General features: G+C 69.5%; 11 protein-coding genes. 8 read left to right on the top strand and 3 right to left on the bottom strand.

Going from position 1 to position 12,742, the window contains the following annotated elements; all coding sequences use genetic code 11:
- Positions 1-264: 264 nt before the first annotated feature.
- Positions 265-696, bottom strand: a complete 432-nt coding sequence (locus HXX10_RS28405) for a hypothetical protein (RefSeq protein WP_296526792.1) — start codon at positions 694-696, stop codon at positions 265-267.
- 183 nt (positions 697-879) lie between these two features.
- On the opposite strand from HXX10_RS28405, the gene HXX10_RS28400 reads away from it, so the two are divergent.
- The 8 genes from HXX10_RS28400 (at position 880) to HXX10_RS28365 (ending at position 9,543) form a co-directional block, all read left to right on the top strand.
- On the top strand, positions 880-1,524 hold the full coding sequence (locus HXX10_RS28400) for an MT-A70 family methyltransferase (protein ID WP_296526790.1): 645 nt from the start codon (positions 880-882) through the stop codon (positions 1,522-1,524).
- A gap of 249 nt (positions 1,525-1,773) precedes the next feature.
- Positions 1,774-2,073 (top strand): DUF485 domain-containing protein, encoded by a 300-nt coding sequence (locus HXX10_RS28395; RefSeq protein WP_296526788.1) that lies wholly within the window; start codon positions 1,774-1,776, stop codon positions 2,071-2,073.
- On the top strand, positions 2,070-3,641 hold the full coding sequence (locus HXX10_RS28390) for a cation acetate symporter (protein ID WP_296526785.1): 1,572 nt from the start codon (positions 2,070-2,072) through the stop codon (positions 3,639-3,641). The genes HXX10_RS28395 and HXX10_RS28390 overlap by 4 nt, the downstream gene beginning before the upstream one ends.
- Positions 3,642-3,875: 234 nt before the next feature.
- Positions 3,876-4,184, top strand: a complete 309-nt coding sequence (locus tag HXX10_RS28385; RefSeq protein WP_296526784.1) for a DUF485 domain-containing protein — start codon at positions 3,876-3,878, stop codon at positions 4,182-4,184.
- A complete protein-coding gene (locus tag HXX10_RS28380; protein WP_296526782.1) occupies positions 4,184-5,878 on the top strand; it encodes a cation acetate symporter in 1,695 nt (564 codons plus the stop codon). The genes HXX10_RS28385 and HXX10_RS28380 overlap by 1 nt, the downstream gene beginning before the upstream one ends.
- Positions 5,879-6,031: 153 nt before the next feature.
- Entirely contained in the window at positions 6,032-7,846 is a 1,815-nt protein-coding gene (locus tag HXX10_RS28375) for a DUF294 nucleotidyltransferase-like domain-containing protein (protein ID WP_296526780.1), read from the top strand.
- Positions 7,846-8,526 (top strand): 3'-5' exonuclease, encoded by a 681-nt coding sequence (locus HXX10_RS28370; protein WP_296526779.1) that lies wholly within the window; start codon positions 7,846-7,848, stop codon positions 8,524-8,526. Before HXX10_RS28375 ends, HXX10_RS28370 begins: the two co-directional genes overlap by 1 nt.
- Before the next feature lie 120 nt (positions 8,527-8,646).
- The gene (locus HXX10_RS28365; RefSeq protein WP_296526778.1) at positions 8,647-9,543 is read left to right on the top strand and encodes a sulfurtransferase; all 897 of its coding nucleotides are present in this window, start codon (positions 8,647-8,649) and stop codon (positions 9,541-9,543) included.
- 28 nt (positions 9,544-9,571) lie between these two features.
- Here the strand turns inward: HXX10_RS28365 and HXX10_RS28360 are convergent, their stop codons facing one another.
- Complete coding sequence (locus HXX10_RS28360) at positions 9,572-11,716, bottom strand: hybrid sensor histidine kinase/response regulator (protein WP_296526776.1); 2,145 nt, start codon at positions 11,714-11,716, stop codon at positions 9,572-9,574.
- A gap of 165 nt (positions 11,717-11,881) precedes the next feature.
- On the bottom strand, positions 11,882-12,742 hold an 861-nt coding region (locus HXX10_RS28355), incomplete at its 5' end, for a YcjF family protein (RefSeq protein WP_296526775.1).

Here is a 12,742-nt window from a genome sequence, read left to right as displayed (position 1 = left end):
GCGTCTCGGTGGCGGCGGGGGCGCGCTGCTCCATCTGCTGGGTCGGCGCCGGCCAGCGGTCCTCGAGCGGGGCCTGGGCCTGCGCGAGCGCGGCGGAGGGCGCCGCGAGCAGGCTCGCGACCAAAAGCAGGCAAGACGGGCGATCGATCATGACAAGCCTCGACACACGAAAACTGGAACCCGGACGACCATAGCGGCTTTTGGCCGCCGAGTGAGGCCCGATCGAGGCAGCCGGCGGCCGCCCGAGGGCTTCGGCGTCGCCCGTCAATGCGGCGGGCGGCGGAGCAACGTGAACAGCGGCGGTGCGAGCGCGACGAACACCACCAAGGGCGCGAACAGGTTGCCGTCCGCGACCGCGACCGCCGAAAACGCGTCGGCGACGAGCCGGACCGGCTGGCCGCTCGCCGCCACCAGGACCGCCTCGGCGACCAGCGTCAGCACCAGCCACATCGCCCCGATGGCGAAGGCCGCTCCGAAACCGGGCCGGGCGGAGTGAACGAACAGCGCGATCGCAATCCCCATCAGGACGATCCCCGAGACCCCCGACAGCGGCAGGGCGGACGGCCCGAGCCACGGCACCAGCACGAGCTCGCGGAAGGCGCCATTGGCGAAGGCCAGCGCAAACAGCAGCAGCCAGAACAGCACGGCGCGCCGGAACAGCGGAAACAGCGGGCCCGGCGGCACATCGGGCGACATCGGCGCCTCCCCGACGAGGATGGGCGATCGCCCACCGTCTTAGCCGGAGATTGCGGCGAGAGCCATGGCGACGATCGGTGAATCCCCCGCCCCGCGGTCTGGCGGCAGCGGGGCGACCCGGGGTATGACGTGGCTGTCGCGCGCCGCCGCACCGTCGGCCGGCGCCGCGCCGAGGCCGCCCGGATGACCGCCCCAGGGACCGCCGCCGCCGATCTCACGGCTTTCGCCGCAGGCCGCCGCTTTGCCACCATCCTGGCCGACCCGCCCTGGCAGTTCGTCAACCGCACCGGCAAGATGGCGCCCGAGCACCGGCGTCTCGCCCGCTACGGCACGCTGACGCTGCCCGAGATCGAGGCGCTGCCGGTGGCGGCGCTCACGGCGCCGGTGGCGCATCTCTATCTGTGGTGCCCCAACGCGCTGCTGCCCGAGGGGCTCGCCGTGATGCGGGCCTGGGGCTTCGCCTACAAGTCGAACCTCGTGTGGCACAAGGTGCGCAAGGACGGCGGCCCGGACGGCCGCGGCGTCGGCTTCTACTTCCGCAACGTCACCGAGCTGATCCTGTTCGGGGTGCGCGGCAAGAACGCCCGGACCTTGGCGCCCGGCCGGAAGCAGGTCAATTTCCTCGCCACGCGAAAACGCGAGCACTCGCGAAAGCCCGACGAGCAGTACGCCCTGATCGAGGCGTGCTCGCCCGCCCCCTATCTCGAGCTGTTCGCACGCGGCACCCGGCCCGGCTGGGCCGCCTGGGGCAACCAGGCCGACGACGGCTATGCGCCGACCTGGGCGACCTACGCCAACCATTCGCGTGCCGGGTTCGTCGCCGAGTAGCGGCGGCATCACGCACCTCCGGAGCAGTCAGGAGCGGTCGGGAGCGGTCGGGAGCGGGGCTGCCACGACCGCGCCCGGCGCGCCGATGTGCATGGCGAACGCGAATGCAACCAACCCCTTATTGCGGTGCACCACATTCCACAACCAGAACGCTTGCGTCGGTCCGGGGAAACGGGCAGCATCTTACCAAACACATCATAAAAATCGCCTGACCGAGGAAACGAAACCGCCCCCGAGGGAGGAACTTTCATGCCCGATACCGAATCCGCATTGCATGTGGTCGCCGCAACGCGGCTGCGCCTGGCGGTGGTGCTGACGACCATCATGCTGGTTCTCTATTTTGGCTTCATCCTGCTGGTCGCCTTCGACAAGCCGCTGCTCTCCATTCTTCTCAGCCCCGGCCTGAGCCTGGGCATCCTGCTCGGCGCCCTGGTGATCGTCTCCGCCTGGGTGCTGTCCTTCATCTACGTGATCTGGGCCAACGGCCACTACGACCGCACGGTCGCGGCCGCCGGCCAGGTCGCCGGCCATGTGGGGAGGCCGTCATGAGCGCCTCCAGCAACTGGCTCGCCATCCTGTTCTTCTTCATCTTCATCTCGCTGACGCTGGCGATCACCTGGTGGGCCGCGCGGCGCACCAAGACGACGGCGCATTTCTACGCCGCCGGGCACGGCATCTCGGGGTTCCAGAACGGCCTCGCGCTGGCCGGCGACTACATGAGCGCCGCCAGCTTCCTCGGCATCGCCGGCCTGGTGGCGCTGAACGGCTTCGACGGGCTGATCTACTCGACCGGCTGGCTGGTCGGCTGGCCCATCATCCTGTTCCTGATCGCCGAGCCGCTGCGTAATCTCGGCAAGTACACGTTTGCCGACGTGGTGGCGTATCGGCTGAACCAGAAGCCGGTGCGCATCGCCGCCGTGATCGGCACCATGTCGGTCGTGCTCACCTATCTGATCGCCCAGATGGTCGGCGCCGGCACCCTGATCAAGCTGCTCTTCGACCTGGACTACACCGTCGCGGTGGTCATCGTCGGCTGCGTGATGATGACCTACGTGCTGTTCGGCGGCATGATCGCCACCACCTGGGTGCAGATCATCAAGGCCGGCCTGCTGCTCGGCGGCGCGTTCGCGATGGCTCTGCTGGTGCTGTCGAAGTTCGGCTTCAACCCGGCGAGCCTGTTCGCCAAGGCGGCCGAGGCCTACGGCGGCAAGGTGCTGGAGCCCGGCACCAAGGTGGTCACCGGTGCCTGGGACGCGGTCTCGCTCGGCCTCGCCCTGATGTTCGGCACCGCCGGCCTGCCCCACATCCTGATGCGCTTCTACACGGTGCCGGACGCCCGCCAGGCCCGGCAGTCGGTGGTGTGGGCGACCGTCTGGATCGGCAGCTTCTATCTGATCACCTTCATCCTCGGCTTCGGCGCGATGGTGCTGGTGACGCCGGACGTGATCCTCAAGGCGGGCGGCGGCGGCAACATGGCGGCGCCCCTCCTGGCCAATGCGCTCGGCGGGCCGGCCCTGTTCGGCTTCATCTGCGCCGTCGCCTTCGCCACCATCCTGGCCGTCGTGGCCGGGCTGACCCTGTCGGGCGCGGCAGCGCTGTCGCACGACTTCTGGGTCTCGACCGTCAAGGGCGGCAAGGCCACCGAAGACGAGCAACTGCTCGTCGCCCGCATCGCCTCGGTGATCCTCGGCGTCTGCGCCATCCTGCTCGGGATCGTGTTCCAGGGGCAGAACGTCGCCTACATGGTCGGCCTCACCTTCTCGATCGCCGCCTCGGCCAACTTCCCGGCCCTGATGCTGGCGATCTTCTGGCGGCGGCTGACCACCGCAGGCGCCGTCTCCAGCATCCTGTTCGGCGCGATCGGCACGCTTCTGCTGATCTATCTCGGACCGACCATCCAGGTCGATCTCTTGAAGAACGACCCGGTCTGGCTGGCCCAACAGTGGTGGTCCTTCCCGCTGAAGAACCCCTGCATCGTCACCATGTCGCTCGCCTTCGCGGTCGGCATCGTGGTGTCGCTGCTGAAGCCGGAGCCGACCTCCGAGCAGGCGTTCGCCGAGATGGAGCGGCGGGCCATGACGGGCTCGACCGGCCTCGCCGCGAACCCGGCCGAATGACGCTTCGAGGCGCCGCGGCATGCCGCGGCGCCTCGCCCCTCGATCCGGGTTTCGCTGCAGCGCGGCAAACCGATCCGACCGCATCGCGCCGAGCCGCGACGCGGACGGACTGTGCGCCTTTGGTCGGATTGCTGACGTCTCCCCCTTCGACTATCGTGGCCGCCAACAATAGAGCTGGGCGCTCCATCCGGCCGGCCATTTTGACTCGGGAAGAGAAACTCCAAGGGGGACTCAGTGAGTTCGATCTCAATCGACACCATCAAGAACGATCCACAATTCCAGGAACTGGTTTCGAAGCGGTCGCGCTTCGCGTGGACGCTGACCGCGGCGATACTGATCATCTATTTCGGCTTCATCTTCGTCATCGCGTTCGTGCCCAAGGTCCTCGCCATCCCGCTCGGCACCGGCATCGTCGCCACGGTCGGGATCCCGGTCGGACTCGGCGTGATCGTCTCGGCCTTCGTGCTGACCGGCATCTATGTCGCCCGGGCGAACACCGAGTTCGACGCGATCACCCAGCAGATCGTCGAGAGGGTGAAGTGATGCGTGGAACCCGCACGATCTCGGCGGCGATCGCCGTCGCCGCCCTGCCGGCCTTCGCGTCGCTCGCGCACGCCGCCGGCGCCATCGAGGGCGGCGGCAAGCAGGCCTTGAACCTCCCCGCCGTCATCATGTTCTTCGCCTTCGTGGCGATGACCCTGGTGATCACCTATTGGGCGGCGCGTCGGACCCGCTCGGCCGCGGACTTCTACGCGGCCGGCGGCGGCATCACGGCCGGCCAGAACGGCCTCGCCATCGCGGGCGACTACATGTCGGCCGCCTCGTTCCTGGGCATCTCGGGCCTCGTCTTCGCCTCCGGCTTCGACGGGCTGATCTACTCGGTCGGCTGGCTGGTCGGCTGGCCCGTGATCCTGTTCCTGATCGCCGAACGCCTGCGCAACCTCGGCAAGTACACGTTCGCCGACGTGGTGTCGTTCCGCCTCGAGCAGACCCAGATCCGCAGCCTCTCGGCACTCGGAACCCTGACAGTCGTGGCGTTCTACCTGATCGCCCAGATGGTCGGCGCCGGCAAGCTGATCGAGCTGCTGTTCGGCCTGCCCTATCTCTACGCCGTCATCGTGGTCGGCGCCCTGATGATCATCTATGTCGCCTTCGGCGGCATGGTGGCGACCACCTGGGTGCAGATCATCAAGGCCTGCCTGCTGCTCGGCGGCGCCACCTTCATGGCCCTGATGGTGCTGATCACGTTCGGCTTCTCGCCGGAGGCACTGTTCAAGAAGGCGGTCGAGACCCACCCGCGGGGCATCTCCATCATGGGCCCCGGCAATCTCGTCTCCGACCCGGTGTCGGCGGTGTCGCTCGGCCTCGCCCTGATGTTCGGCACAGCCGGCCTGCCGCACATCCTGATGCGCTTCTTCACGGTGTCGGACGCCAAGGCGGCCCGCAAGTCGGTGTTCTACGCGACCGGCTTCATCGGCTACTTCTACATCCTGACCTTCATCATCGGCTTCGGCGCCATCACGTTCCTGATGAACGATCCGAGCTTCTACAAGGTCGGGGCCGACGGCGCCTACAACAAGGTCACGGCCCTCCTGGGCGGGACCAACATGGCCGCGATCCATCTCTCCAACGCGGTCGGCGGCTCGCTCTTCCTCGGCTTCATCTCGGCGGTGGCGTTCGCGACCATCCTGGCCGTGGTGGCCGGCCTCACGCTCGCCGGCGCATCCGCGGTCAGCCACGACCTCTACGCCTCGGTGATCGCCAAGGGCCGGGTCTCGGAGGACCGCGAGGTGCAGGTCTCGAAGATCTCCGCCGTGGTGATCGGCATCGTCGCCATCATCCTCGGCTACATCTTCGAGAACCAGAACGTCGCCTTCATGGTCGGCCTCGCCTTCGCGGTGGCGGCGAGCTGCAACTTCCCGGTGCTGCTGATGTCCATCCTGTGGAAAGGCACCACCACCCGGGGCGTGCTGTTCGGCGGCTTCCTCGGCCTCGTCAGCTCGGTCGCCATGGTGGTGCTGAGCCCGGCCGTGTGGGTGAAGACCTTCGGCTTCGCGACGGCGCCGTTCCCCTACGACAACCCGGCGCTGTTCTCGATGGCGATCGCGTTCGGCGGCATCTGGCTGTTCTCCAAGCTCGACTCGAGCAACCGGGCGCAGATCGATCGCGCCGCCTTCGAGCAGCAGTTCATCCGCTCGGAGACCGGCATCGGCTCCCACAAGGCGGTCGCCCACTGAGACCTGCGACCGGCCGGTCCGCCGCGGCGGACCGGCCGGGACGGCAATGTTCGGGCGGTCGCTCCCGTCGGGGTGCGGCCGCCCGTTTTCCTCTCCGCCATCACGACGTACGCCGCCGCGCGACGGAGACCGGCACAGGTTCCGGGTGATTCCATGCCGCAGGCCTTCGACGTCCAGAATCCTCCCTTCGACCGGCTCAGCCACGACGAGATCAGCACGCTGCGAGCCGCCATCGACATCGGCTATTTCCCGCCGGGCGACACCATCATCGCGACCGGCCAGCGCTCCGAGAGCCTCCACGTCGTCATCAAGGGACGGGTCGAGGAGCGCGACGGCGACACGATCGAATCCGGCCTCGGCCCGAAGGACACGTTCGACGCGCGCTCGCTGGTGCACGGCCCGGCCGCGACCAGCTTCGTCGCCGCCGAGGAGACGCTCTGCTACCTGCTGCCCAAGGCCGTCGTCCTCGACCTGATCGCCAAGAATCCCGGCTTCGCCGCCTTCTTCTACTCGGAGATTTCGCGAAAGCTGCGGTCCTACGACCGGCGCGACCGCGAGGGCGTCGATTCGGCCCTGCGGGCCCATGTGCGCGACGTGCGCTACCACGCGGCGATCTTCGTCGACGGGGCGACCAGCCTGCACGACGCCGGCCAGCTCATGCAGGACCGCAACAACAACACGCTGTTCGTGCGCGACGGCGAGCGCGTCGGCATCGTCACCGGCGCCAATCTGGCCAAGGCCTTCGTGCTCGACCGCAAGCCGCTCGAGGCGCCGGTGCGCGAGGTCAGCCATTTCGAGGTGGCGTCGATCGGCGCCGACGACTTCGTCTTCGCCGCCGTGATCGCCATGACGCGCCACAACAAGCGCCGGCTCGCGGTGCGCTCCGACGGCGAGTATGTCGGCGTGCTCGAGGACATCGACATTCTCGGCCTGGTCGCCGGCAATCCGCAGCTCATCCCGGGCCAGATCGAGCAGGCACGGGCGCCGGCCGAGCTGAAGTCCTGCGCGCTCGACATCCAGAGCCAGGTCGAGCGGCTGCACCGCCAGGGCGCCCGCGTCGAGGTGATCGCCGAGATCACCTCCGACCTCAACCGCCGCCTGTTCGCCAAGCTGTTCGACATGATCGCGCCCCCCTCGATCCGCCAGCACGGCTGCCTGCTGGTGATGGGATCGGAAGGCCGCGGCGAGCAGACGGTGCGCACCGACCAGGACAACGGCCTGTTGCTGGCACACCCCGTGCCGGAGGCCGACCTGCAGGCCTTCCGCGACGCCTTCACGAACGCGCTGGAGAGCTTCGGCTTCCCGCCCTGCCCCGGCGACGTGATGGTCAGGAACCCGCGCTGGTCGCAGCCGATCGACGACTTCCTCAAGCAGGTCGAAGGCTGGGTCCGGGCGTCCGACCAGGAAGGGCCGATGAATCTCGGCATCTTCTTCGACGCCGTCTCGGTGACCGGCCACCACGAGCTGCTCGACCGCGCCAAGACCACCATGGTCGAGATGATGCGCGGCGAGACGGCGCATCTCGCCCGCTTCGCCCGCGCCATCGACTTGTTCGCCGGGGCGAGCGCCAGCGTGCTGACCTCGATCATGGCCTCGGTCGGCGTCGGCTCCGACGAGATCGACGTCAAGAAGGCCGGCACCTTCCCGATCGTGCACGGCGTTCGCACGCTGGCGATCGACCAGGGCATCCGCGAGGTGTCCACCGCACGACGCATCGAGGTGCTCGCCGAGGCGGGCCTGTTCGGCGCCGATCTCGGCCGCGAGCTGACCAGCGCGCTCGGCTACTTCATGGAGATCAGGCTGCGCTCGCAGCTCGCCGCGATGGCGACCGGCCGGCGCGACCGCGAGTCGATCGTCAAGGTCGGCGAGCTCACCACGCGCGACCGCGACCTGCTGCGCGACGCGCTGCGGGTGGTCAAGCGCTTCCGCGAGATCGTGCGCAACCGCTATCATCTCAGCGTGTTCTGATGGGCACCGAGATCCTCCGCCGCTCGCGCGCGCTGTTCGACCGGATGCTGCTGGCCGACAACGCCTATGCGTTCCTGTTCAAGCCGGACGACAGCGACGAGGTGGTGTCGCTCGACTGCGAGACCTCGGGCTTCAACATCCTGGCCGACGACGTGATCAGCATCGCGGCGATCAAGATCCGCGGCAACCGGATCCTGACCAGCGAGACGTTCCGGGCGCTGGTCCGGCCCGGCGCCGCCATGGACGTCAGCGCCATCAAGGTGCACCAGCTCCGCGAGGCGGACGTGAAGATGGGCCGCACCATCCGCGAGGTGTTGCCCGAGTTCCTGCACTTCATCGGCGGCAGGCCGCTGATCGGCTACTGGGTGTCGTTCGACGTGCGCATGCTCAACAAGTACCTGTACAGCATGCTCAACATCCACCTGCCCAACCGGCAGATCGACGTCTCCCAGCTCTACTACGACCGAAAATACAGCAAGGCGCCGCCCGGCACCGAGATCGACCTGCGCTACGCCGCCATCGCCGACGACCTCAACCTGTCGATGCTGCCGCAGCACGACGCCTTCAACGATGCGCTGACGGCCGCGCAGATGTACGTCATCCTCAAGGACCTGCAGCGGCGCGGCGCGCGCATCCCGCGCCAGCGCGCCACCCCGCGCAGCGGCGACTTCTCGGTGTGACCCTCGGTCGTTCCGCCGCGCCTCCTCCGCCCTCACTGTGAGGAGACACCCGGTGCCGTGACGAGCATCGGGCGAAGGCCGGCCACCGATGCTATAAGGGCCTTCCACCCAGGAGTGCCCATGTCCGAGCCGACGCCGTCCACCGCCGCTTCGTCCGATCCCGTCCCGCCGCTCGTCTCCGCCGACTGGCTCGCCGCACATCTGACCGATTCCGCGCTCCGCCTCCTCGACATCCGCTCGGTGGTCGACGGCGGCGGCCGCGCCGCCTACGAGGCGGCGCACATTCCCGGTGCCGGGCACACCGACTATGTCGCGGACGGCTGGCGCGCCACCATCGGCATGGCGAGCGGCCTGCTGCCGGAGCCGCCGGCACTCGCCGCCCTGCTCGGACGGGCCGGGCTGACGCCGGCGCACACCGCCGTGGTGGTCTCGGCCGGCACCTCGGCGGGCGACCTCGCGGCGGCGGCGCGCGTCTACTGGACGCTTCGCATGGCCGGGCATGCGAAGATCACCATTCTGGACGGCGGCATGGCGGCCTGGCGTGCCGACCCGGCGCGGCCGGTGGAGAGCGGCAGCAGCCCGGTCCCGGCGTCCACGGCTCCCTACCCGGTCGCGCTCGCCAAAAGCCTGCGGGCCGACCTCGGCCGGGTCGTGCGGGCGGTCGGCGCCGGCGACGCCGTGCTGCTCGACAGCCGCGCCACCGCCTTCTTCGAGGGCGACAGCAAGAGCCCGCAGGCCAAGCGCGCCGGCCGCCTGCCCGGCGCCGTGCAGCTCGACCACACCATGGCGTGGGATCCGGCGACGCAGCGGCTGAAGGACATGGCCGCGCTCGCGGCGCTGTTCGCCCGCGTCCCGGACGGGCCGGTGATCAACTACTGCAACACCGGGCACCAGGCGGCGACGCCGTGGTTCGTGCTGTCGGAAATCCTCGGCCGGCCCGACGTGTCGCTCTACGACGGCTCGATGTCGGAATGGACCGAGGAGCCGCTGCGCCCGATCGCCACCGGCCCGGTCTGACGCGGCGCGCAGGCACAGGCGACGACCCTCACGCGATGCCGGGCGCTTTGGCGCGCTCGCGCGCCTCGCAGCGAGTGAGCGCCGCAGAGAGCTCGCGCTGCAGGGCGTCGACGCCGAACGGCTTGCGCAGCACCGGGAAGCCGTCCCGCGCGACATCGCCGGCGCGATCGCTGAAGCCGGTCATCAGCACGATCGGCAGCGACGGCGCGACGGTCCGCAATTCGCGCGCGAGATCGACGCCGCTCATGCCGCCCGGCATCAGGATGTCGGACAGCACGATGTCGACGGCGTGGTTTTCGCGCAGCGCCGTCAGCGCTTCGCGCGGCGACGCCGCGAAGGCGACGTCGTAGCCGAGCTGATCCAGATAGGAGCGGCAGACGTCGGCGACCGGGAGATTGTCCTCGACCACCAGCACGGTCTTGCGGCCGTGCGCGGCGACCGCCGGCTCCGGCCGCGGCGCCGCCGCGGCCGCCTCGAGCGGGACGCGCGGCAGCAACAGCATGACGGTCGTGCCGCCGCCGAGGCGGCTGTCGATCCGCACGTCGCCGCCCGCCTGCCGGGCGAAGCCGTAGACCTGGCTGAGCCCGAGGCCAGTGCCCTTGGCCTGGTCCTTGGTGGTGAAGAACGGCTCGAACACCCGTGGCAGCAGGTCGGGCGGAATGCCGCCGCCGGTGTCGGCGAAGGCGAGCGCGATGAAATCCCCGGCAAGACCATCCTCGCGCGCCTCGTCGAGCGTCAGCTCGCGCACCGTGATGACCAGGCGGCCGCCGTTCGGCATGGCGTCGCGCGCATTGACGCAGATGTTGAGCATCGCGATCTCGAGCTCGCCCGGATCGACCTTGACGGGGCAGGCCAGGTCGGGAACGTCGATCGTGACCTCGACGTCGTCGGCGAGCGAGCGGCTGATCAGCTCGGAGAGTTCCGGCAGGCGCAGCGCGAGGTCGATGCTCTGCGGGCTCAGGGCCTGCTGGCGCGAGAACGACAGGAGTTGCCGCGTCAGCGCCTCGCCCCGCTCGGCCGCCGTCGTGATCATCTCGATCAGGCGGTTCTCCTTGTCGTCGAGCTCGCTTCGTCGCAACCGGGTGGCACTGCCCGAGATAACCATCAGAAGATTGTTGAAGTCGTGCGCGACACCGCCGGTCAGCCGGCCGACCGCCTCGAGCCGCTGGGCGTGGCGCAGCGCCGCTTCCGCCACCTCGCGCCGGTCGGCTTCGGCATAGAGCCCGACGGTGCGCTGGTGCGCGAGCCACAGCACGCAGAACAGCAGGATCGTCGCCGGCAGCCCGAACACCAGATGACTCGTGAGCGGCCACAGCCACTCGCTGCGGATCGCCGATGTCTCGATGCCCGCGACGACATAGACCGGGTAGCCCTCGACCCGCCGATAGCCGACCCGCCGCTCGGTTCGCTCGTTGCGCGACAGCCCGGTGTAGAGGCCCCGATCGGGCGCCCGCGCGATCTGCGCGAAGAACGGACTCGTCTCCCGGTCGAGGGCCGCGACCGTCCCGGCGCTGCCGGGATACCGTGCCAGGAAGGCGCCGTCGTCGCGCATCATGGCGAACAGCTCGCCGGGCCCGCGGGCGAGCTCGGCGTAGAACTTCTCGAAATCGCCGGGCAGCATCGACACCGCGGCGACGCCGTTGAACCGCCCGTCGAGCGTCGAGAGGCGGCGGCTCATGCTGAAGAACGAGGGTCCGTCGACGAGGCGCGGCATGAACACGCTGCTCACGAAGGTGCCGCGGTCCTGCTCCACCTGGGCGCGGAAGAAGTCGCGGTCGGCGAGCGGGGCATTGCGCGGCGCCGGGGCGAAATAGCTGCTGACCAGCGCGTAGCCGTCGCGATCGATGACCCAGATGGACTGCACCTGCGGCAAGAGGTCGGCCATCCGCTCGAGGCGGCGCTGCAGCTCCGGCTCACGGGTGCGGATCTGGTCGGCTGTTCGGCCGTCCACCGCCTCGACGATCTCGCCGAGCACCAGATTGCCGGTGGTGAGCACCTTCAGGGCGTGCTCGTGCAGCACGTCGAGCGACCGCGTGATGCGGTCGTCGGCGAGGGCGTGGGTCGACTGCCACGACACCCAGCCCGCATAGGCGAACAGGGCGGCCGGAACGACGACGGCCCCGACCATGAGGGCACGGAGCAGACGAAGCGTCCCGCGCCGCGCGCTCAGCATCAGTCGGAACTCCGAGGGCTAGAACGCGAATACGGGGTGACGCGACAGAAAACGTGTCACATCAACGCGAAAACAGCCTCGAAGGTTCCAATGCACAGAAACGCGACCAGCGCCGGTCCACGACCGGCGCCGCGGGTCTCGTCCTCACAGGTCAGTCCGTGCTCGTCACTCCGCCGTGGCGGCGCGCGGCGTGGCACCGGCCGGGGCGGCGTCGGCGCGCTCGGGCGAGCGCAGAAGGCCGCCGGCGAGATCCTGCAGGGTCGGCCGCTTGAGCGCCGAGAACGGCAGCGGCCTTGTGACGTCGATGGCGGCGAGGCCGAGCCGGGCGGTCAGCAGGCCATTGAGCACGCCTTCGCCGAGCTTGGCCGAGACCTTGGCGGCGAGGCCCTGCCCGATCATCTGCTGGACGACGCCGTCGCCGACCGACAGGCCGCCCGTGACGGCGAGATGCGAGACCACATGCCGCATCAGCCGGGCGAGGCCGAGCGCACCCGGGCGTCCGCCGTAGAGGAGCGCCAGCCGGCGCACCAGGCCGAGCGCCGTGATCAGCACGAACAGCATGTCGACGGCGGCGCGCGGGCTCACCGCGGTGACGACCGAGACGCGCTTGGCCGCATTGGTCACCAGCCGGCAGGCCTCCTCGTCGAGCGACGTCATCAGCTCGCGCTCGGCGAGATGGACGAGGTCGCGCCCGTCGATGATCTCGTTGAGGTGGAACTGCACCCGCACGCGGGCCCGGGCGAGCGCCGGCATCTGCTTGGTGACGGCCAGAAGCTCGCCGACGGCGGCCCGCCCGGTGGCGCGGTCGTCGCTGGCGATGGCGCCGGCGGCGCGGTCGCGGGTCTGGTCGATCGCCTTGAGGCGCAGGAGGCTCGCCGCCTCGCGTCCCGCCACCACCGTGAAGGCGACGGCCGAGACGGCGGCCAGCACCAGGCCGAGCGTGCCGAGCCAGCCGGAGCGGCCGTAGAGGTCGGAGACCAGATCGACGACCGAGAGCAAGATCCCGAGCGCCACCAGGCCGGAGGC

Source organism: Rhodoplanes sp., assembly GCF_013377085.1.
GTDB lineage: Bacteria > Pseudomonadota > Alphaproteobacteria > Rhizobiales > Xanthobacteraceae > Rhodoplanes.
The sequence above is the reverse complement of the archived record's forward strand: the minus strand, read 5'-3'. Positions and strand labels throughout refer to the sequence as shown.